The sequence below is a fragment of the Stenotrophomonas sp. Ste86 genome, assembly GCF_024519465.1.
GTDB lineage: Bacteria > Pseudomonadota > Gammaproteobacteria > Xanthomonadales > Xanthomonadaceae > Stenotrophomonas.
In genome coordinates this window covers 62,957-85,056 of record NZ_JALJRW010000009.1, presented here as the reverse complement: position 1 = coordinate 85,056, position 22,100 = coordinate 62,957, and the positions used below count along the sequence as shown (strand labels likewise).

Annotated in this window: 16 protein-coding genes and 1 riboswitch; of the genes, 9 read left to right on the top strand and 7 right to left on the bottom strand. The window is 66.8% G+C overall.

What is annotated here, in order from left to right:
- The first annotated feature begins 9 nt into the window (after nt 1-9).
- The 4 genes from NR101_RS10395 to NR101_RS10380 all read left to right on the top strand — a co-directional run bounded on the left by NR101_RS10395 (nt 10) and on the right by NR101_RS10380 (nt 4,770).
- Entirely contained in the window at nt 10-1,302 is a 1,293-nt protein-coding gene (locus NR101_RS10395) for an adenylosuccinate synthase (protein WP_038686937.1), read from the top strand.
- Nucleotides 1,303-1,521: 219 nt separating this feature from the next.
- Entirely contained in the window at nt 1,522-2,121 is a 600-nt protein-coding gene (locus NR101_RS10390; RefSeq protein WP_256775783.1) for a transcriptional regulator, read from the top strand.
- On the top strand, nt 2,084-2,497 hold the full coding sequence (locus NR101_RS10385; protein WP_256775782.1) for a hypothetical protein: 414 nt from the start codon (nt 2,084-2,086) through the stop codon (nt 2,495-2,497). Before NR101_RS10390 ends, NR101_RS10385 begins: the two co-directional genes overlap by 38 nt.
- A gap of 146 nt (nt 2,498-2,643) precedes the next feature.
- The gene (locus NR101_RS10380) at nt 2,644-4,770 is read left to right on the top strand and encodes a methyl-accepting chemotaxis protein (protein ID WP_256775781.1); all 2,127 of its coding nucleotides are present in this window, start codon (nt 2,644-2,646) and stop codon (nt 4,768-4,770) included.
- A gap of 108 nt (nt 4,771-4,878) precedes the next feature.
- On the opposite strand, the gene NR101_RS10375 is transcribed toward NR101_RS10380, so the two are convergent.
- Nucleotides 4,879-5,424 (bottom strand): hypothetical protein, encoded by a 546-nt coding sequence (locus tag NR101_RS10375; RefSeq protein ID WP_256775780.1) that lies wholly within the window; start codon nt 5,422-5,424, stop codon nt 4,879-4,881.
- A gap of 218 nt (nt 5,425-5,642) precedes the next feature.
- Between NR101_RS10375 and NR101_RS10370 the strand changes: the two genes are divergently transcribed.
- Nucleotides 5,643-6,455 carry a hypothetical protein gene (locus tag NR101_RS10370; RefSeq protein WP_256775779.1) on the top strand — a complete coding sequence of 271 codons (813 nt, stop codon included), beginning with the start codon at nt 5,643-5,645 and terminating at the stop codon, nt 6,453-6,455.
- 78 nt (nt 6,456-6,533) lie between these two features.
- Here the strand turns inward: NR101_RS10370 and NR101_RS10365 are convergent, their stop codons facing one another.
- Nucleotides 6,534-7,151 (bottom strand): HupB, encoded by a 618-nt coding sequence (locus NR101_RS10365; RefSeq protein WP_256775778.1) that lies wholly within the window; start codon nt 7,149-7,151, stop codon nt 6,534-6,536.
- Nucleotides 7,152-7,181: 30 nt separating this feature from the next.
- Nucleotides 7,182-9,269: a catalase gene (locus NR101_RS10360; RefSeq protein ID WP_256775777.1), complete on the bottom strand. Its 2,088-nt coding sequence runs from the start codon at nt 9,267-9,269 to the stop codon at nt 7,182-7,184.
- 168 nt (nt 9,270-9,437) lie between these two features.
- Between NR101_RS10360 and NR101_RS10355 the strand changes: the two genes are divergently transcribed.
- Nucleotides 9,438-10,148, top strand: a complete 711-nt coding sequence (locus tag NR101_RS10355; RefSeq protein ID WP_256775776.1) for an AraC family transcriptional regulator — start codon at nt 9,438-9,440, stop codon at nt 10,146-10,148.
- 81 nt (nt 10,149-10,229) lie between these two features.
- Nucleotides 10,230-11,624 carry an amino acid permease gene (locus NR101_RS10350; protein ID WP_256775775.1) on the top strand — a complete coding sequence of 465 codons (1,395 nt, stop codon included), beginning with the start codon at nt 10,230-10,232 and terminating at the stop codon, nt 11,622-11,624.
- Between the two features lie 230 nt (nt 11,625-11,854).
- Here the strand turns inward: NR101_RS10350 and gcvP are convergent, their stop codons facing one another.
- Entirely contained in the window at nt 11,855-14,734 is a 2,880-nt protein-coding gene (gene gcvP / locus NR101_RS10345; RefSeq protein WP_256775774.1) for an aminomethyl-transferring glycine dehydrogenase, read from the bottom strand.
- Nucleotides 14,735-14,823: 89 nt separating this feature from the next.
- A riboswitch (glycine riboswitch) is annotated at nt 14,824-14,926 on the bottom strand.
- 279 nt (nt 14,927-15,205) lie between these two features.
- Between gcvP and NR101_RS10340 the strand changes: the two genes are divergently transcribed.
- Together NR101_RS10340 and NR101_RS10335 are read left to right on the top strand one after the other, a co-directional pair.
- Nucleotides 15,206-16,429, top strand: a complete 1,224-nt coding sequence (locus NR101_RS10340; protein ID WP_256775773.1) for a multidrug effflux MFS transporter — start codon at nt 15,206-15,208, stop codon at nt 16,427-16,429.
- Nucleotides 16,430-16,654: 225 nt separating this feature from the next.
- A complete protein-coding gene (locus tag NR101_RS10335) occupies nt 16,655-17,047 on the top strand; it encodes a hypothetical protein (protein ID WP_256775772.1) in 393 nt (130 codons plus the stop codon).
- Between the two features lie 208 nt (nt 17,048-17,255).
- On the opposite strand, the gene NR101_RS10330 is transcribed toward NR101_RS10335, so the two are convergent.
- From NR101_RS10330 to NR101_RS10320, 3 genes are all read right to left on the bottom strand, one after another.
- On the bottom strand, nt 17,256-19,250 hold the full coding sequence (locus NR101_RS10330; protein WP_256775771.1) for a M2 family metallopeptidase: 1,995 nt from the start codon (nt 19,248-19,250) through the stop codon (nt 17,256-17,258).
- 405 nt (nt 19,251-19,655) lie between these two features.
- Nucleotides 19,656-21,308, bottom strand: a complete 1,653-nt coding sequence (locus NR101_RS10325) for a phosphoethanolamine--lipid A transferase (protein ID WP_256775770.1) — start codon at nt 21,306-21,308, stop codon at nt 19,656-19,658.
- Nucleotides 21,305-21,955 (bottom strand): phosphatase PAP2 family protein, encoded by a 651-nt coding sequence (locus NR101_RS10320; RefSeq protein ID WP_256775831.1) that lies wholly within the window; start codon nt 21,953-21,955, stop codon nt 21,305-21,307. Before NR101_RS10320 ends, NR101_RS10325 begins: the two co-directional genes overlap by 4 nt.
- Nucleotides 21,956-22,100: the final 145 nt, after the last annotated feature.

Genomic DNA, 22,100 nt, shown 5'->3' with positions numbered 1-22,100 from the left:
TTACCCGTCATGGGTCAGTCAGTTGTCGTGTTGGGTGCCCAGTGGGGCGATGAAGGCAAGGGCAAGATCGTCGATCTGCTCACCGAGGAAATCGGCGCCGTCGTGCGCTTCCAGGGCGGCCACAATGCCGGCCACACGCTTGTCATCAATGGCAAGAAGACCGTGCTGCACCTGATCCCGTCGGGCATCCTGCGTGCCGACGCGCTGTGCCTGATCGGCAACGGCGTGGTGATCTCCCCGGCCGCGCTGCAGAAGGAAATCGCCGAGCTGGAAACCTCCGGCGTGGAAGTGCGCTCGCGCCTGAAGATCTCCCCGGCCGCGCCGCTGATCATGCCGTACCACATCGCCCTGGACCAGGCGCGCGAACGCGCTGCCGGCGGCAAGGCGATCGGCACCACCGGCCGTGGCATCGGTCCGGCGTACGAAGACAAGGTGGCGCGTCGCGGCATCCGCATCGCCGACCTGCATTACCCGGCCCAGTTGGAAGAACTCCTGCGCACCGCGCTGGATTACCACAACTTCGTGCTGACCAATTACCTCAAGACCGACGCGGTCGACTTCCAGAAGACCTACGACGAAGCACTGGCCTTCGGCGAATACGTCGAGCCGATGAAATCCGACGTCGCCGGCATCCTGCACGACCTGCGCAAGCAGGGTAAGCGCGTGCTGTTTGAAGGCGCCCAGGGTGCGCTGCTGGACATCGACCACGGCACCTACCCGTACGTCACCAGCTCCAACACCACCGTCGGCGGCGCACTGGCCGGTGCCGGCGTGGGCGCCGATGCGATCGACTACGTGCTGGGCATTGCCAAGGCCTACGCCACCCGCGTCGGCGGCGGTCCGTTCCCGACCGAACTGGACGATGAAGTCGGCCAGGGCATCCGCGACCGCGGTGCCGAGTACGGCGCCTCGACCGGCCGTCCGCGTCGCTGCGGCTGGATGGACATCGTCGCGCTCAAGCGCGCCGTGGCCATCAACGGCATCAGCGGCCTGTGCATCACCAAGCTGGACGTGCTCGACGGCATGGAAAAGCTCAAGGTCTGCATCGCCTACGAATACCGCGGCAAGCGCACCGAATACGCCCCGCTGGACGCGCAGGGCTGGGAAGAGTGCACCCCGGTGTACCTGGAGTTCCCGGGCTGGACCGAAAACACCCACGGCATCACCAACTGGGACGACCTGCCGCCGGCCGCCCGCGCCTATCTGCGCGCGCTGGAAGAGCTGGCCGGTTGCCCGGTGAGCATCGTCTCCACCGGCCCGGACCGCGACCACACCATGGTCCTGCAGGACCCGTTCGCCTGAACCAGCGCCGGTGGTAGTGCCGAGCCATGCTCGGCAGCAGCGCCCACCGACACGCCTGACGCAACATCCAAAAGCCCCGCGAAAGCGGGGCTTTTCGATGTTCCAGTGCCACGCGCCTGGAACCCGTACCGCTTGCAAATACCCAATATGGGTATTAACGTACCCAATATGGGTACAAAATCTCCCTCAAGTCGCTTGTCGTCCAACCGATCACCTGGCTTGGCCGACGCTCTTTTCACCCAGACCCAGCAACGCGTGCTGGGGATGTTGTTCGGACAGCCGCATCGCGCATTCGGGGTTTCGGAGCTGATTGCATCGATCGGCGCGGGATCCGGCGCGGTACAGCGGGAGTTGGCCAAGCTGGCTGCTGCCGGGCTGGTCAGCGTCAGGGCATCGGGTAACCAGAAGCGCTACCAGGCCAACGGCGAGGCACCGATCCATGACGAACTGGTGGCGATCGTGCAGAAGACCATCGGCCTGGCCGCACCGCTGCGCGAGGCATTGCTGCCGCTACAGGACAAGATCGCCGCCGCGTTCGTCTATGGCTCCATGGCCAAGCGCACCGATACCGCGCGCAGCGACATCGATCTGATGATCCTGTCCGATACCCTCGGCTATGCCGATGTGATGCAAGCGTTGGATGGGACCGAACTGAAGCTGGGTCGCCCCGTAAATCCGACCCTGTATTCAAGCGCTGAATTTACATCGCGGATTCACGATAAAAATTCCTTCTTGATGCGTGTGCTGGAGCAGACCAAGATCTGGATCATTGGAGAACATGATGATCTCAGCGCTGCACAATCTGGCCGGACCGGGTAAATCACTCAGTGCCGAACCGCCTGATCGCCGGGAAATCGAAGGGTTGCAGCGATCAGGACTCGCCCGGTTGCACGACGCGCGTAACGCATCGCTTTCTCTGGAGAGCCGCTTCGACCTGGCCTACAACGCGGCCCATGCGCTGTGCCTGAGCGCGCTGCGACAGCATGGCTTTCGCCCGGCGCAACGCTACATCGTCTTCCAGCTACTCCCGCATACGCTCGCCTTGGGGCCGGAGGTATGGCGTGTGCTGGACAAGTGCCATCAGCAGCGCAACATCGCCGAGTACGAGGGCGAACTCGACGTTAGTGAGCGCTTGGTACTGGATTTGATCATCGCCTGGGACCAGGTGCGCCTGGCATTAGGATTGGACGGCTGACGGCGCGCGTGCCCACGGCCCGCTTGGCGTTGTACGCGTCAGCAACGCCCCCCAACGTGAACCGCCGCCGTTCCGTTAAGGCTGTGTGATCAAGAACATGTCCGCGTGGGCCGATAACCCGGCACCCCCCACGTTTGGATGCAGTCATGGATTTGTTGAGGAACGTCAGCGTCGTCTGGCGTCTAGGTACGGGCTTTGGCCTGTTGTTGCTGCTGGTTGCGGCCGTGGTCGCCACCGGTGCCACCGGCAGCGCGGTGCAGAAGCACGCAATGCAGGAGGTGGTCGAGGTGGGCGTGGCCAAGGTGCGCCTGCTCTCGGAGATGCTCGACGCCAACAACCAGATGATGGTCGTGCGCCGGGAGATGCTGATCCGCCAGGGCCAGGAGCGTGAGGCCGATGAGGCGCGCATCGCCGCGCTGGTCAAGCGTTACGAGGCCAGCTGGACCGCCTACCAGGCGCTGCCGAGCGATGCGCAGGGCAAGCAGATGGGCGCGGCCATTGCCGCCAGGCGCGCCACTGCGCGCCCGTTGAACAAGCAGACCAGCGAACTGATGGCGCAGGGCGACTTTCCCGGCGCGGTCGCGCTGACCCTGGGCCCGGTGCAGGAAGCGGCCAGCGGCTGGAACAAGGCGCTCGCCGATGGCGTCACGTATGAAGAAAAAGAAAGCCGCGAAGCCGCCGCCGAAGCGATCCGCCTGGGCGAGCGCACGTTGCTGCAGCTGCTGGTTCTGGGCGGCGTCGCGCTGCTGGTGGGCATTGCCGCCTCGATCCTGATCGGCCGCAGCCTGACCGGGCCGCTGGCGCGTGCGGTCCGGCTGGCCGACCAGATGGCCAAGGGCGAGCTGGAGCAGGATTTCCGCCTCGGCGGTCGTGATGAGCTGACCCTGCTCGGCCATGCGATGGGCAGCGTGCGCCAGAACGTGCAGGCCGCGATCACCGCCCAGCTGCAGATGGCACAGCAGCACGAAGCCGGTGCGATCAGCTACCGCATGGATGCCGACGCACTGCCGGGCGACTACGGCCGCATGCTGCGCGCCACCAATGAACTGGTCGGCTCGCACGTGGCCGTGCAGTCGCACATGGTCGATGTGATGGCCGACTATGCCGTCGGCGACCTCCGCCGCGACCTGGACAGCTACCCCGGCGAGAAGGCGCTGCTGACCCGCACCATGGCCACGGTCAAGGCCAGCCTGATGGCGATCAACGCGCAGATCGACACGCTGGCCAGCGCCGCGCGTGCCGGCGATTTCTCGGTGCGCGGTGATGAGGCTGCGTTCCAGTTCCAGTTCCGCGCGATGGTCGCCAACCTCAACGGCATGATGGCCAGTTCGCAGTCGAGCATCGCCGACCTGTCGCAGGTGCTGCGTGCCATCTCCACCGGTGACCTGACCTCGCGCATGAGCGGTCATTACGAAGGCGTGTTCGCGCAGATGCGCGACGATGCCAACGTGACCGCCGCCCAGCTGACCGGCATCGTCCAGCAGATCCAGGGCGCGGCCGGCAGCATCAACGACGCCGCGCAGGAACTGGCCGCCGGCCACAACGATCTGTCGCGCCGCACCGAACAGCAGGCCGCCAACCTGGAAGAGGCGGCCGCCTCGATGGAAGAGCTGACCTCCACCGTGCGCCAGAACGCCGAACTGGCCAACCAGGCCGACCACGAAGCGCACGCGGCCGGTGCCGCGGTACGTGCCACCGAGCAGGCGATCGCGCAGATGGCCAAGGTCATGAGCGAGATCGACACCTCCTCGGCGCGCATCGGCGAGATCTCCTCGGTGATCGATGGCATCGCCTTCCAGACCAACATCCTGGCCTTGAATGCGGCGGTCGAAGCGGCGCGCGCCGGCGAGAACGGTCGCGGTTTCGCCGTGGTCGCCAGCGAAGTGCGCACGCTCGCACAGCGTGCCGGCACTGCCGCCAAGGAGATCAAGGACCTGATCGACGCATCCAGCGAGAAGGTCAAGACCGGCCTGAGCGTCACCGTGGAATCCGAGGCGGCGATCGCGCGCCTGACCCAGGCCAGCTCGCGCACCAATCAGTTGATGAGCGACATTGCCGCGGCCACCAAGGAACAGGCGGCCGGCATCGAGCAGGTCAACCAGGTGGTGGTGCAGATGGACCAGGTGACCCAGCAGAACGCGGCACTGGTGGAAGAAGCCACCGCAGCCAGCCGCGCGCTGGAACAGCAGGCACATGCGCTGATCGAATCGGTGGCGGTGTTCAAGCTGGAGCAGGGCAGTGCGCTGGGCGTGGCGGTGCGGCGCGCGGCCTGATCGACCTGACGGAGGGATGCGGCGGCAGGACGCCGCTGCATCCGGATCCCGGGTCGCCTCCGCGGCGAACGCGTGGCGGCGGAACTGGCCCGACGCCGATGCGGGGCCTCAGCGATCCCGCACCTCGAAGGTGGACTGCAACGGCAGCTCGACGTTGCGGTTGATGTCCTTGACCTTCATCCGCACGGTCCAGACGCCCGGCGGATCACCGGCTTCGACCCGCATTTTCACCACCATGCCCGTCATGTACACCAGGGTCGGATCGGTGTGCAGCCGGGTTTTGAAGCAGGGCGTCTGCGGGTGCTGCGCGTCGTAGCTGCCGTCGGGACGCTGGATTTCAACACCGCAGACGACGTTGGTGTCGCCCTTCGCGTCCAGCATCGGATTGGACAGCAGGGTGAGCACGTACAGTTCGCCCCCCAGGCCGACGCTGTCGGCACCGCGCAGCGAAGGGGTGTGCTCCGGTGGCGTCTCCCACTTCTGCTGCCAGTCGGCATCGTCGGTGATCACCAGCGACGCGGCGAAGCCGCCTTCGGAACGGGCCGCCTCGGTCTGCGGCACCGGTGTGCCATCGGCGTCGCGCCAGCCGCTTTGGGCCATCGCGGTTGCAGGTAACAACACGGCCAGCATGGCCAGTAGCGAAGCGCTGCGCATGATCGTTCCTTGAATCGCCGCGTCCTGCGGCGTGAGGCGAGTATCGCCGATGCATCATGGAAGGCGTCAACCCTGTGTGGATCATCGACCGCCGATGCCCTCGAGAATCGGCCGACCCGCAACCGCGGCGGCTTGCCGGGCGGTCGCGTACACCCCGGGCCCCGACTTCCGCACCGCCGCGATTTCGGCGATGCTCTGCGCTCACCAGGGGGGGGCGCATGGAAAGCAGGGATCAGGGCGACATCCACGGCGACGTGCGGGCCATCGCGCACCTGGGTGCCGGCCAGCCGACGGTACCGGCCGAGACGGCGCCCACCGACTGGTCGGTCCTGCCGGTGGTGCAGGGCAATGAAGATTCGGTGGTGATGGTGCTGTGGCGGCTGCTGCGCCAGGAACCGGCGTTGATCGTGAGCGCCGGTTACGTGCTGCTGTCGCTGCTCGGGCTGTGGTCGAGCTACTTCTTCTACCTGCGCTTCCAGCTCTCCATCCTGGACTACCTGCAGATCAGCGACTTCCTGGTGGCCGGCCTGCGCGATCCGGCCTATGCGGGGATCCTGGCCGGCGGCATCGCGCTGGCCATCGTGGCTGGCTGGCCGGACACCGTGCGTCGGCGCAACCCGGCCAAGGTGGAGGCGCTGCGCGCGCGGCACTGGGGATGGCGGATGTTGTTCTCGCAGTCGCCGCTGACCAGCTGGGACATCTCCGGGCTGCGGCCGCTGACCGGCCTGTGCATCGCAGTGGCCTGCTTCATGGCGCTGGGCGCGGCCATCTACTCCATGAACAAGGCCGAGAACATCCGCGACGCGGGGCAGGGCAGCAAGGTCATGGTGCACCTGGCGGGCGACAGCGCGCCGCTGGCCGGTGATGCACGGCTGCTGGGCAGCAGCAGCGCGTTCGTGTTCCTGTGGTGGCCGCAACAGCACCGCGCCGAAGCGGTGCCGATTTCGGCAATCAAGCGGATGCAGTCGGTGGTGGTGCCGGTGCGGGTCAAGGCACCGCCAGCGGGGAAACCGGCGCCCGCGTCGCGCTGAGCACGATCCCGGCGGGGCAGGGCAAGGCGGCCCTGCAACAGACGCGGCAGCGCGATGCTGCCGCATCCCTTTGTCGCTTCAGCGGGCGGATTTTTTCGCAGGCGTCCGCGTGGTGCTCCTGCGCGCGGTTTTCGTTGCGACCTTTTTTGTCGACGTGCTGGCCACCGTCTTCTTTGTGGCGGCTTTGCTGGTGGCTTTGCGCGCGGGGGCCTTCTTCGCCGCCGCCTTTTTTACGGCCGATTTCTTCGCCGTCTTGCCGGCAGCTGTCTTCTTCGCGGCCGTCTTCGTTGTGGCCGACGTCGTTGCAGTCTTCTTCGTTGCCTTCGTTGCCTTCTTTGCCGCCGTCTTCGTCGTCGTCTTCTTCGCTGATGTCGTCGTAGTTTTCGTCGCCGACGTCGATGCCTTTTTCGCTACGCTTCTGCCGGCGGCGGTCTTCTTCACCGCTACCTTTTTCGCAACCTTCGAGGCGGTCGACGTCTTGGCTGCCTTCCGAGTCGCTGTCTTCGCAGACGATGTCGTGGTTGCCTTTTTGACCGGCGCGCGCTTCTTGCCACCCCCATCCTGCTTGTTGACGGTGGCCCAGGCGATGCGCTCGGCCGCGTCCTCGCCGCGGCCGTGTTCCTTCTCGCTTTCTTCGATGTGCTCGGCCTGGCGCTTCTGCTTGTCGGTGTAGCTGGATTTGTCACCACGCGGCATGGGGATGTCTCCTGTGGGGATGGAAGAGGATCAAGCCAGCGTGCGCACCTTCGGCTCCCGCGCCCACTGCCGCGTCGCCGCCGCCGCAAGGAAGCCCTTGGCGTCCTCGGCTTCCACCACGCCCGCATCGTTGCCCACGCGCGCGGCCTTGAGCAGCGCCTGCGCGCCCTCATCGGCGGCAATCGCCTTCAGGTGGGCCCAGGCGTCGGCCACGAAATCCACCGCTGCCGATTCCTTCTGCAGGCGCTTGGCCGCCTCGTTGCTGAGCACCACGGCCACCGCATCGAACACCACCGACGGCGTACCGGCGAGCTGCCCATCTGCGGCAAGCACCTTGCCGTCGCTGAGTTTGCCGCCGCCGATCTTCGGCGCGACCAGCTTGACCTTGGCACCGGCCTTGTCGGCAGCCTTGCGCAGGTTGCTGATCAAGCCTGCATCGGACCCCTCGTCGAACAGGATGCCGATGCAGCGGCCCTTGAGCAGGTCCTTGGTGCGGCCGATCACGCGCACTTCCTGCGCCTTCGGGAAATCCTGGGCAGGCGTGGCCGTCGGCGCAGGCTCGGGCAGGGCCGGCATCGCAAGTCCCGCGGCCACGCGTTTGGCCAGCGACTCGTCGATGTTGCGCAGGTGGCTCACCGTGCGCTCGCGCACCTTGACCGTTTCCACCTTGGACAGCTCGAACACCAGCGCCGACGCCAGATGCGCCTGCTCGGGTGCTTCCAGGCTGCGGAAGAACATGCGCGCCTGGCTGTAGTGATCGGCGAAGCTCTCAGCCCGCACGCGCCCCTTCACCCCGTCATCGGGCGCGGTGGCGTGGCTGGGGAAACCATCGACTACTTCGCGCGGGCTGTCATCCTGCAGCGAACTCGGGTCGTAGGCGACGCGCCCCTTCGGGATGCCCATCTGCATGTGCCCATCGCGCTGATGGTTGGCGAACGGGCACTTGGGCGCATTGACCGGGATCTGGTGGAAGTTGGGCCCGCCCAGGCGACTGAGCTGGGTATCCAGGTAGGAGAACAGGCGCCCCTGCAGCAGCGGATCGTTGCTGAAGTCGATCCCCGGTGGCACGTTGGCGGGGCAGTAGGCCACCTGCTCGGTCTCGGCGAAGAAGTTGTCCGGCCAGCGGTCCAGCACCATCCGCCCGATCACCGTCAGCGGCACCAGCGACTCGGGGATGATCTTGGTCGGGTCCAGGTGATCGAACGGGAAAGCCTCGGCGTCTTCCTCGCTGAACAGCTGCACCGCCAGCTCCCATTCGGGGAAATCGCCGGCGGTGATCGCTTCGAAGAGGTCGCGACGGTGGAAGTCGTTGTCGGCACCCTGCAGCTTGACCGCCTCGTCCCACACCGTGGACTGGATGCCCAGCTTCGGCCGCCAATGGAATTTGACGAAGGTCGATTCGCCTTCCTCGTTGAGCAGGCGGAAGCTGTGGATGCCGAAGCCCTCGATCATCCGCAGCGAGCGCGGAATCGCGCGGTCGCTCATCGCCCACATGATCATGTGCATCGACTCGGGCATCAGCGAGATGAAATCCCAGAACGTGTCATGCGCGCTGGCCGCCTGCGGGAAGGCGCGGTCCGGTTCCATCTTCACTGCGTGGATCAGGTCGGGGAACTTGATCGCATCCTGGATGAAGAACACCGGGATGTTGTTGCCCACCAGATCCCAGTTGCCTTCGCGGGTGTAGAACTTGACGGCGAAGCCGCGCACATCGCGCGGGGTATCCACGGATCCGGCACCGCCGGCCACGGTCGAGAAACGGGTGAACACCGGCGTACGCACGCCAACCTCGGTGAGCACGCGCGCGCGGGTGAATTCCTGCAGCGAACGAGTCAGTTCGAAGTAGCCGTGCGCGGCACTGCCACGGGCGTGCACGATGCGCTCGGGGATGCGCTCATGGTCGAAGTGGGTGATCTTCTCGCGCAGGATGAAGTCTTCCAGCAGCGTGGGCCCACGCGGGGTGGCGCGCAGCGAGTTCTGGTTGTCGCCGACCGGGATGCCCTGGTTGGTGGTCAGCGCGGGATGGCCGCCACCGGCGTGCTGGTGCAGTTCGTCGCCTTCGCCACGGCTGTCGGCGGGAGGAGGGGTGTTCTTGGTGCGGGGCTTGCTGGCGGCCATGGGTGGCTCCGGGCTGGCGGGAAGGCAATGCCCAACACTGGCGCGGCCGCCGTTAATCGCCGGTGCTCAATTCGGGCGCTGCATGCACCCGCGCTTCACATGCGGCGTTGGGTGGGCGCGGCAGGGCGCGTATCCTTGGCGGCGTGTCCTCCTGCCGCCCGCCCTCGCATGCGCGTTGAACCTGCCGACATCGAAGCCCTGTTCGATGCGATCCCCGACGTGCTGTTCTTCATGAAGGACCGCGACGGGCGCTATACGCACATCAACCAGACCATGCTGCGCCGGCTCGGGCTGAAGTCGCGCAAGGAGGTGATCGGGCGTACCGCCGCGGAGATCTACCCGACCGGGCTGGGCGCCGACTACGCCACCCAGGACGAGCAGGTCCTGGCCGGCAAGGTGATCGAAAACCTGATGGAGCTGCATCTGTTCGCCAACCGCGAGCCGGGTTGGTGCCTGACCTGCAAGCGCCCGCTGCTGGTGGACGGGCAGATCAGGGGCCTGATCGGCATCTCGCGCGACCTGGGTCAGAAAGACAGCCTGGGCACCCAGTACGAGCAGCTGCGGCTGGCGCTGGCGCATCTGAACGCGCATTACGCCGAGAACGTGCGCATGCAGACCCTGCTGGACATCACCGGGTTCTCGCTGTCCAAACTGGAGCGTACCTTCCGCAAGGTGTTCCAGATGACCCCACAGCAGGTGCTGACCCGCCTGCGCATCCAGATGGCGGTGCACCTGCTGCACGGGCCGGACAGCATCGCCAGCATCGGCCAGGCCTGCGGCTTCACCGACCAGAGCGCGTTCACCCGCAAGTTCAAGGCCGAGGTCGGGGTGTCCCCGCGCGGCTACCGGGCGCAGATCGGCGAGCGCGCCGAAACCTGAGCCGGGGCGGGCCTTGTGGCCTATCCCGCCGGCCGGCTGGACAGGGTATCGTGTCGCACCTGTTGCCCGCCTGCGATTCCGATGCCCGCATCCCAGACTCCGACGCCTGCCACCGCGCCTGCCGACACCCGACTGGGCCACGCGCTCAAACCCCGCCAGCTGATCATGATGGGCCTGGGCAGCGCCATCGGCGCCGGCCTGTTCCTTGGATCGGGCGTGGGCGTGCAGGCCGCCGGCCCGGCGGTGCTGATGTCTTATCTGGTCGCCGGTGCGCTGGTGATCATCGTGATGAACGCGCTCGGCGAAATGGCCGCGGCCAAGCCGACCAGCGGCGCGTTTTCGGTGTACGCCGCCGATGCCATGGGCGCCACCGCCGGGGCCACGGTGGGCTGGCTGTGGTGGGTGCAGTTGGTCATTGTCATCGCGGCCGAGGCGGTGGGTGCGGCCGGTCTGCTGGCCACCGTCTGGCCGGCGGTGCCGGTGCCGATGGCCGCGCTGGCCTTCATGCTGTTCTTCACCGCGATCAACCTGCTCGGGGTAAAGAACTTCGGCGAGTTCGAATTCTGGTTCGCGATCCTCAAGGTGGTGGCGATCGTCGCCTTCATCCTGATCGGCATCGCGCTGCTGCTGGGCTGGCTGCCGGACGTCGCCTCGCCGGGCCTGTCCAACTTCACCGGGCATGGCGGCTTCGCGCCCAAGGGGCTGGCTGGCGTGGGCGCGGCGCTGCTGGTGGTGGTGTTCGCTTTCGGGGGCACCGAGATCGTGGCGGTGGCCGCAGCGGAAACCGAAGACCCCGAGCGCAGCATCGCGCGGGCCATCCGTACCGTGGCCTGGCGCATCCTGGTGTTCTACATCGGCTCGCTGAGCGTGATCATCGCCGTGGTGCCGTGGACCAGCGAGGCGCTGAAGTCGCCGTTCGCCGCGGTGCTGCAGGTGGCCAACATCCCCGGTGCGGCCACGGCGATCACGCTGATCGCGGTGATCGCGCTGCTGTCGGCGCTCAATGCCAACCTCTATGGCGCCTCACGCATGATGTATTCGCTGGCCCAGCGCCAGGAGGCACCGGCCGTGCTCGGCTGGGCCGACCCGCGCCAGGTGCCGATCATCGCGGTGCTGGCCAGCGTGCTGTTCGGCTTTGCCGCCACCGTGATGGAGCTGCTGTTTCCGGACAGGGTGCTGCCGGTGCTGCTCAACATCGTGGGGTCCACCTGCCTGCTGGTGTGGACGATCTCGCTGCTGTCGCAGCTGATCCTGCGGCATCGCGCCAATCGCGATGGCACCCGCCTGCCGTTCCGCATGGCCGGCTACCCCTATCTGACCGTGATCGGCCTGGGCGTGCTGGCGCTGATCTTCGGCCTGCTGCTGTCCGAATCGCACACCCGCCTGCAGTTCCTGTCGATGGCCGCACTGACCGCGGTGATCGCGATCAGCAGCGAAGTGGCGCGGCGCGTGCGCGCCAGCCGTCAGGCCGATTGATCGATTGATCGATTGACCGGTTGACCGATTGACCGATTGACCGATTGACCGGTAGTGCCGGCCGCTGGCCGGCTCTGCACCATGCCAATCGGCATCCGTGGGAGCCGGCCAGCGGCCGGCACTACCGGGAGGCATCACGCGTCTTGGGGGAGCCGGCTCACGGCCAGCAACCGCCAACAAAAACGGCCCGCTTGCGCGGGCCGTTCTTCGTTGCATCCGGGCAGGGAGGCTTAGACCTCCACGCCCTCGTCTTCCTTGTACGCATCCACCGGGATGCAGGCGCACATCACGTTCTTGTCGCCGTACACGTTGTCCACGCGCGCCACCGGCGGCCAGTACTTCTGCTGGCGCAGGCTGGCCAGCGGGAAGGCCGCCAGTTCGCGCGGGTAGGCGTGCGACCACTCGCTGGCCGAGACCGCCGTGGCGGTGTGCGGGGCGTGCCTGAGCGGGTTGTCCTCGCGGTCCAGGCGGCCGTCTTCGATGGCGGCGATTTCCTCGCGGATCTGGATCATCGCGTTGATGAAGCGGTCCAGCTCGTGCAGCGATTCGCTCTCGGTCGGTTCCACCATCAGCGTGCCGGCGACCGGGAAGCTCAGCGTCGGGGCGTGGAAGCCGAAGTCGATGAGGCGCTTGGCCACGTCCTCGGCGCCGATGCCGGAGGTCTTCTCCAGCGGACGCACGTCCAGGATGCACTCATGTGCCACCAGGCCATTGCGGCCGGTGTACAGGGTCTTGAAGTGCGGGGCCAGGCGCTTGGCGATGTAGTTGGCGTTGAGCAGCGCGACCTGGGTGGCCTTGCGCAGGCCGGCGGTGCCCATCAGGGTGATGTACATCCAGCTGATCGGCAGGATCGAGGCGCTGCCGAAGCTGGCCGCGCTGACCATGCCGACATCGCCTTCGCCGCCCAGCACCTTGGGCAGGAACGGCGCCAGGTGCGACTTGACCGCACACGGGCCCACGCCCGGGCCGCCGCCGCCGTGCGGAATGCAGAAGGTCTTGTGCAGGTTCAGGTGCGACACGTCCGAGCCCCACTTGCCGGGCTTGGCCACGCCGACCAGGGCGTTCATGTTGGCGCCGTCGGTGTACACCTGGCCGCCGTGCTTGTGCACGATTTCGCAGATCTCCACCACCTCTTCCTCGAACACGCCGTGCGTGGACGGGTAGGTGATCATCAGCGCGGCCAGGCGGTCGCTGTACTTCTCCGCGTTGACGCGGATGTCGTCCAGATCGACGTTGCCGTTGGCATCGGTCTTGGTCACCACGACCTTCATGCCGCACATCTGTGCCGAGGCCGGGTTGGTGCCGTGTGCGGAATCGGGGATCAGGCAGACGTCGCGATGGCCCTCACCGCGCGAGCGGTGGTAGGCGCGGATCGCCAGCAGGCCGGCATATTCACCCTGCGCGCCGGAGTTCGGCTGCAGGCTGACCGCGTCGTAGCCGGTGCATTCCACCAGCATCGCTTCCAGTCCGTCGATCAGTTCCTTGTAACCGGTGGCCTGGTCGGCCGGGGCCAGCGGATGGATGTTGGCGAACTCCGGCCAGGTCACCGGGATCATCTCGGCGGTGGCGTTGAGCTTCATGGTGCAGCTGCCCAGCGGGATCATGGTGCGATCCATGGCCAGGTCCTTGTCCGCCAGCGAACGCAGGTAACGCAGCAGTTCGTGCTCGCTGTGGTGGGTGTTGAACACCGGGTGGGTCAGGAAGGCGCTGGTGCGCACCAGACCGGCCGGCAGCGCATCGGCGGTGGCCGCGTCCAGCGCGTCCACATCGACGGTGGCGCCGAACAGCTGGCCGAGCGCGACGATGTCGGCACGGGTAGCGGTTTCATCCAGGCTGATGCCGACCGCATCGCTGTCGATCGCACGCAGGTTGATGCGTGCGGCCGCGGCCTTGGCGTGGATCGCCTTGGCATCGACGTCCTTGACATGCAGGGTGTCGAAGAAATGCTCGCCCACATTGACGCCGGCAGCGCGCAGTGCGCTGGCCAGGATCGCGGCCAGGCGATGGGTGCGGCGGGCGATGCGGGTCAGACCTTCCGGGCCGTGGTACACGGCATACATCGAGGCCATTACCGCCAGCAGCACCTGCGCGGTGCAGATGTTGGAAGTGGCCTTCTCACGGCGGATATGCTGCTCGCGCGTCTGCAGGGTCAGGCGGTAGGCGGCATTGCCCTGCGCATCCACCGAGACGCCGATCAGGCGGCCCGGCATCGAGCGCTTGTAGGCGTCGCGGCAGGCCATGAAGGCGGCATGCGGGCCACCGAAACCAAACGGCACGCCGAAACGCTGCGAGTTGCCGACCACGATGTCCGCGCCCCATTCGCCGGGGGCGGCGATCAGGGTCAGCGCGAGCAGGTCGGTCGCCACCGCGACCAGGCCGCCACGGGCGTGCACGGCATCGGCCAGCGCCTTGTAGTCGCCGATATGGCCGAAGGTGTCCGGGTACTGCAGCAGCACGCCGTAGGCTTCCGCTTCCAAGGCCTCAGCCGGGGTGCCCACGCGCAGCACGATGCCCATCGGCTCGGCGCGGGTGCGCAGCAGTTCCAGCGTCTGCGGGTGCACGGCGTCGTGCACGAAGAAGGTGTCGGACTTGGACTTGGCCGAACGCTTGGCCAGGGTCATCGCTTCAGCGGCGGCGGTGGCTTCATCCAGCAGCGAGGCGTTGGCGATCTCCATGCCGGTCAGGTCGGCGCACAGGGTCTGGAAGTTGATCAGCGCTTCCATGCGGCCCTGCGAAATCTCGGCCTGGTACGGGGTGTAGGCGGTGTACCACGCCGGGTTTTCCAGCACGTTGCGCAGGATGACGTTCGGGGTCAGCGTGCCGTAGTAGCCCTGGCCGATGAAGGTGCGGAACACCTGGTTCTTGTCGGCGATGGCGCGGATCTTGGCCAGCGCCTGCACTTCGGTCAGCGACTCGGGCAGGTCCAGCGGGGCCGGCGACTTGATCCCGGCCGGGACGATCGCATCGGTCAGCGCGTCCAGCGAGGCGTGGCCGACCACGTCGAGCATCTGCGCGATTTCAGCGTCGTTGGGGCCGATGTGGCGTTCGACGAACGCGTGGCTGTGTTCAAGCTCGCGCAGGGAAGGAGTGTTCTGGGACATGGCTGGCATCTCGAAGAGTGGGCACGCACGTTCGGAAGGCAGCCGGGGCCAGGGCGCGTCGCGGGCGACAGCGATCCACCGGACCTTGCGGTCTTCCTGGGTGCCCCTCTGTCCTTTTGCCTGAGAGTTTAAAAGCGCGCGTCTGCGTGCTTCGTGCCCCTTCGGCGCCGGCAATGGGCCGGTCTCTCCAGAGTTTTGGTACGGGTGGTATCGGGCCTGAGCGATTACGGGCGTTGCGCCTTCGGCAGCGGGTGTCCGCTTCTCCCACCATGGTGCCCGCCAATTATAGCCCAGCGGCTTTCTCAGCTGCGTCCCCATGGCACATGAATACGGGGTGGTATGGGCGCCCCTCTCGGGCCTCCGGCGATGGTGCCCGGCGGTACAAAGGCCTATCATCATCGGACCCTCGTATTCATCTGGTGCCGCCCGTTCCGGGCTTGCGCCCGCCGTGCAGTGCGCACGGCCCAGACGGAAGACCGCATGACGCCCGCCTCACCCTCGAACCGCCGCCTTGCCCTGCTGCTCGCAGGCCTGGCGATGTTCGGTCCGTTCTCGATCGATACCATTTTCCCGGCCTTCCTGCTGCTCGGCGACCGCATGCAGGTCGACCAGGTGGCCGTGCAGCAGACCATCAGCGTGTACCTGCTGTTCTACGGCCTGATGAGCCTGGCGCACGGCCCGTTGTCCGATGCGTTCGGACGCAAGCGGGTGATCATCGGCGGGCTGGTGCTGTTCATCGGCGCCTCGATCGGCTGCGCGCTGTCGCGCGACATGACCACGCTGCTGGTGTTCCGCGCGCTGCAGGGCGTCACCGCCGGGGTCGGGGTGATCGTCGGCCGCGCAGTGATCCGCGATCTGTACCACGGTGCCGACGCGCAGCGTCTGATGAGCCAGGTGTCGATGATCTTCGGCGTCGCCCCGGCCATCGCGCCGATCATCGGCGGCTGGATCCTGCTCGGCGGCGGCGACTGGCCGCTGATCTTCTGGTTCCTGGTGCTGTTCGGCGTGGTGCTGCTGCTGGCCACCGGCAAATGGCTGCCGGAAACCCACCCGGTCCAAGCGCGCACGCCGCTGTCGATGCGCGAACTGCTGCGCAGCTATGTGCGGATGGGCTCCAACCCGCGCCTGCTGCGCCTGGCCGCGGCAGGCGCGTTCAATTTCTCCGGCATCTTCCTGTACATCGCCTCGGCACCGGTGTTTGTGATGCAACACCTCAAGCTGGGCGAGGGCGGCTTTGCCTGGTTGTTCATCCCCACCATCGGCGGCATGACCGTGGGCTCGTTCCTGTCCGGGCGCATGGCTGGGCGGATCGTGGCGCAGCGGCAGATCGCGATCGGGTTTGCGTTGTGCGCCGTCTCGGCGCTGCTGAACGTGGGCTACGTGGTATCGGTACCGCAGATCGCGCTGCCGTGGGCGGTGATGCCGATTTTCCTGGGCGGCGTCGGCATGGCCTTGATCTTCCCGATCCTGGCGCTCGCCGTGCTGGACATGTACCCGCATCAGCGCGGCCTGGCCTCCTCGATGCAGATGTTCATCCAGCTGATGATCAACACCGTGGTGGCCGGCGTGGTTTCGCCGATGCTCAGCAGCAGCCCGCTGCACCTGGCCTTGGGCTACGCGGGCTTCTTCGCCATCGGTGGCAGCTTCTGGTACTGGGAGCGGCACTGCGAGCGCCGCCGTGACGTGCTGACGCCGATCGAATAAGCGCACGCGCACGCTACGATGGCGGGCGACGCGGGCGTGGCCGGCGTGGTGCTGGCGATCCGGCGGCACCTGGTCGAGGGCTGCGGCATCGATCGGCAGGCCATCACCGTCATGGGCTATCGGCGCCACGGCAAGGTGCGGGACCGAGCCGGGCGGCGGCCCTCAACGGGCCCGGCCGGGCCCGTGCGGTATCCTTTGCGCTTTGATGCAGTCCGGACGTTCCAGATGTCGACCACCTCCAAACTGCGCCGCGACATCCGCCGGCGCCGCGAAACCCAGGCTGCCAACCGCGAGCAGGCCGCCACCCCGCCGGTGGAGCCGCATGCCGAGCTGCGTGACCAGCAGCGCACGCTGCTGGCCGGCATCGTCCGCCGCGACGGCGAGTGGGTACTGGGCATGGATGGCCGCATCGCCGGCCAGACCCCGAGCGCGGCGCGCGTGCTGGCGCTGATCATGCAGGCCGCCGAACTGCACGAGCGCCAAGGCACGCCGGTACGCCTGGTCTACTCGGACGCCCTGAAGGATGCCGCGCATGCCGAGGCGACGGCCGACGGCAGGGATTTCGAGCAGTTCAAGGTGGAACTTGCCGCCAGCCTGAAGCGTCCTGCGCATTCCTGAGCGCGGCGTTCGGATCCCCGCGGCCTCGTCATTCCCACAATGCAACCTTTCGTCCGGGTAGAGCCACGCCATGCGTGGCTGCCTTTCGCACCGACGCCGATAACACCCGACGCGCGCCGCGCGTTTGCCGAGCATGGCTCGGCACTACCGACCACAAAAAAAGCCGGCCCACGGGCCGGCTTTTTCGTTCATCGACGTGCGCGGACGGTCAGCGTGCCACAGGGGCTGCCGTTGCCGGCTTGGCCGCCGCGGTGGCGCCCGCGGCCTGCCAGCCACACATCTGGCCCTGATTCTGCTGCTTTAGCCACTCGTTGACCGGGGTGAAGTACTCGATCATCGGGCCGGCATCGAGCTTGTCGCCGCCGGTGATCTCGCGCAGCGTGGCCTGCCACGGCTGGCTGGCACCCTTGCTCAGCATCGCCCAGAACTTCTGCCCGGCTTCCTTGTTGCCGTAGAAGCTGCACTGGTGCAGCGGGCCCTTGTAGCCGGAGGCATCGCACAGGCCCTTGTAGAACTGGAACTGCAGGATGCGCGCCAGGAAGTAGCGCGTGTACGGCGTGTTGCCCGGCACGTGGTACTTGGCACCCGGATCGAAGAACTCCTCACCGCGCGCCCCGACCGGGGCCACGCCCTGGTACTTGGCCTTGAGGTCCCACCAGGCCTGGTTGTAATGGTCCGGCGTGATCGAACCATCGAACACGCCCCAGCGCCAGCGGTCGATCATCAGCCCGAACGGCAGGAACGACACGCCGCTGAGGGCCATGCGCATCTGCGCGTTGATGGTCGCTTCGCGGCTTTCCTGCGGCTTGTCGACCAGGCCGATGGAGTTGAGGTATTGCGGGGTCATCGCCAGCACGATGGTGTCGCCGATCGCTTCGTGGAAGCCATCGTTGGCACCGCCCTGGAACAGCGGCGGCAGCGGGTTGTAGGCCAGGTCGTAATAGATGTGGCCCAGCTCATGGTAGATGGTGGTGAAGTTTTCTTCGGTCGGCTTGATGCACATCTTGGTGCGCACATCGCCGTCCATGTTCATGTCCCACGCGCTGGCGTGGCAGACCACGTCGCGGTCCAGCGGCTTGATGAACTGGGTCTTGTCCCAGTACGACTTCGGCAGTGCCGGCATGCCCAGCGAGACGTAGAAGTCCTGCGCACGTTCGGTCATCTGCTTGGCGGTGCGCAGTTCGGCCTCACGCTGGGCCTTGTACAGCGCCTCCACGTTGGCACCGCTGCCGGCCTTGGCCAGCGCGCCGCTCAGGTTGGCCTGGTACTGCTTTTCCAGCGCGGCGGTGATGTCCAGGCTGCCGGCGCCGGGGTACGGTTCCAGCTGGTCCCACAGGTTGGACCAGTCCTGCTGCCACATGTTGCCGAGCAGGTGGGCGGCGATCATGCCGCCCCCGGTCTCGGCCTTGTCCTTGCCGTAGGTGGCATCGAGCTTGGTACGTGCGTAGCAGTGCAGCTGCTCGTACATCGGCTTGACCTGTTCCCACAGGCGGTCGGTTTCCGGGCCGATCTGCTCCGGTGGCATGTCATAGCCGCTGCGCCACATCTGGCCGGCATCGGCGAAGCCCATTTCCTTGGCGCCTTCGTTGACCAGGCCGACGAAGCGCTGGTAGTCGGCCCGCATCGGCTTGGTGGTGGCGTGCCAGCCCTGCCAGGCGTCGAGCTGCTTGTCGTAGTCGCGGCTGCGCGCAAGGACCTGTTCCAGGTCGCCGAGCTGGCGGCAGCTCTGCGGGTTGGCATCGTCGGTGCAGTACTTGCCCGAGCCGTAGGCGCCTTCCATGCGGCTGGCGATGCGGGTGAGCTCGGACAGCTTGGCCGGGTCGCGCGGGGCAGGCATGGAGGTCATGAGCTTGAGCAGGTGGATCTGGCGCTTGGTGTCTTCGCTCATGGGCTGGCCGTCGTACCTGGCGGCCTGGGTGATCCAGCCGTTGAGGACGGTGAGCCAGCGCTCGTTGGCCTTGGCCGCCACGCGTTCGGAATCTTCGTTGATGTAGGTCGAAGACAGCCACTGGGCGGAGGTCATTTCCGGGTACATGGCCTTGTACTCGGCGTTGACGCGGGCAATGAACTGGTCGGCGGTCTCGCCCGGCTTGGCGCTGGTCGCCGCGGGGGCGTCAGCCGGGGTGGGTTCCTTCTGGCAGGCCGCCAGGGTCAGTGCGGCAGCGCCGACAGCCAGGGCCAGCAGGAGCGGGCGGTGGTTCACGGGGACATCCTTGGGTGGTGACAGACCGGCGAAGGCTAGTGAAGCACCGGGCGCACCGCAAGGGGCAGGGCAGCACGGTCCCGGTCGACCGGGTAGCGTCAACGTCGACGGCGTGGCGTCCGTATTACGGGGTGCGGGTCGGTGCGCATGGAGAAACAACGGCGCAAGACCAACTCGCAGGCAGGGCGTCTTTGCTCGACCTTCCGCCGACGCACACCCTGGGGGGCGAGGCAGGCGATACCGTGGCGGGACCGTCGGGCGCCATGGATGGCGCACGTCGAGCCCCCATGGATGGGTTTACGGCGCGTCCCGCCACGGTATGGCCTGCCTCGCCCCAAACGGAAGAGCGAAAAGCTGACAGCTCTCACCTTCAGGCGCCGGACACTCGACTACGCGTTGAACGGGTCAAACCTCGCACCCGGCAAACAGATCGCGGCCACGTTCGTACACCGACGTCTTGACCTGCATCAATCCCAGCACCGACGGAAACAGGTTGTCGTGGTCGGTGTATTTGCCCGCACGCTGGCGCACGCAGGCAAGGTTGAGCCCGCGGTTGGCGGCAAACGCGGGCGAGAACCACATCGTCATCGGCACCCGGGTCTGTTCCTGCGGTGCGATCGCGTAGGGCACACCGTGCAGGTACAAGCCCTTTTCGCCCAACGACTCGCCGTGGTCGGACAGGTAGATCATCGCCGTGTCGTAGTCGTCCATGCCCTGCAGCGTGCCGATGGTGCGGCTGAGCAGGTGATCGGTATACAGCAGTGCATTGTCGTAGCTGTTGGTGATCTGCTCGCGGCTGCACTTGCCCAGGTCGGCGGTGTCGCAGGTCGGCGTGAAGCGGCGGAAGCGCGCCGGATAGCGCTCGAAATAGCTCGGGCCGTGGTTGCCCAGCTGATGCAGCACCACCACCCGGTCGCCGGGGGTGGCGCGCACCTGGCTGGCCAGGTCGTCGATCAGGATTTCGTCCATGCAGCGGCCGTTGGCGCACAGCTGTGGGTTCTTCGCATCATCCAGCGGTTGCATCGCCAGGCCTTCGCAGACGCCCTTGCACCCGGACTGGTTGTCGCGCCACAACGTCTTGATGCCGGCGTACTCCAGCACATGCAGCAGCGACTGGTGCGCGCGGATCTTCTTTTCGTCGTAGTCGTGGCGGCCATACGGCGAGAACAGGCACGGCAGCGACACCTCGGTGCTGGTGCCGCAGGAGTGCATGTCCGGGAAGTTGATCACGCTGGCCTGTGCCAGTTCCGGCGTGGTCTGCTTGGCGTAGCCGTTGAGCCCCCAGTTCTGCGCCCGGGCGGTTTCGCCCATCACGATCACCAGCAGACGCGGACGGCTGCCGGCCGCGCGTGGGGTGGCCTTGGCATCGGTGCCGATCGGCAGCTTCGGCGCGCGCTGGATCGGGTTGTCGCCGCGCAGCGCCTTGGGCAGGCCCAGCAGGAAGTTGCCTGGCGTGGCCAGGTAACGCACCTCGCGCTGGTTGCGCATCAGCGCGGACATTTCCTGGAAAGAAAGCATGGCCCCGCCGAATGCGACCACCGCCGACAACAGCAGGAAACCGGCACGCCACAACAGCGCCTTGCCCCAGCTGCGCTTGACCAGCTGCACGCGCCACAGCACCAGCATCGGCAGCAGGGCCAGCAACAGGAGCGGCGCGATCAGCGCCGGGGTCATCAGCTCGCGGCTTTCCTTGTGGTCGGTGGCCAGCACGTTGCGCAGCATGTCCGCATCCAGATAGATGTGGTAGCTGCCCATGTAGTGCGCCGCCATGGCGGTGCCGAGCAGCAGCAGACCCACCACCATCTTGGCATTCCAGCGCCACACCAGCAGACCCATCAGCAGGCAGTGGGCGCCCACCAGGAACAGCAGCAGCGAGATCGCAAAGCGGATGCTGCCCGGATGGGTGGCCATGGCGCTGTGCCAGAACAGGCCATTGCAGGCCACCGCGAAGAACAGGCTGGTGAGCGCGATCAGCGCTTCGGTGGACAGCTGCGGCCGCCAGCTGCGCCAGCGTGCCAGCTCCACGAACCGTGTCGTGCGGGGTACCGATGCACTCATGCCCGCTCTCCCTGTGGCAGTGCCGGTTGGGTACTGCGCGATCGTTTCAGCAGCGGCTGCACCGCCAGATACAACAGCAGCGACACCAGCCAGCAGGTGGCCAGCGTCCACAGATCATGGGACAGGAAGTGCGCGCCGCGTAGCTGCTGGGACAGCCCGAATACCCCGCCCGCCACCAACCCGACCGCCAGCCCGCGCCAGCGCCAGGCCGGTCGCACCATCAGGGCGAAGAAGTACAGACTGATCCATGCGTATCCCGCGCTCGAATGGCCGGCAGGAAAACAGATGCCACGGGGCATGTCGTGCGGCCGTGAAGCGAACAGGCCGATGTACTCCCGCGCACCGCCGTAGCGGGCCAGGTCCCAGGGGCAATCCATGTTGGTCACCGACTTGAGCAGCGACACCACCCCGGTGCCCAGCGCCACCGCCAGCACCAGATACAGCAGTGGCCAGCGCCACGCGGCGGCGCGTTCGCTGCGCCAGGCATGCGTGCACAGCACGATCGCTGCCAGCGCTGCTGCCGTGCTCGTCCACTTGCCGACCTTGTGCACCAGATGGCTGGTGACCCAGGCGTTCTGCAGGGCCCAATGATGACCTTCGAGTCGATAGAACTGGTCGGCCAGCCATTGGTCGCCGCCGAAGCCCATCAACAGCGCGCTGGCCGCCAGGGTTGCCAGCAGCGGCAACCACAGATGGCCGCGCAGGAACTGCGCGACCGGGGAGGGGGCCACGTGGGAAAGGGCGACAGGAACGGCGGACGCTGAGGGCATGGGCGATTCAAAGGCGAATTGA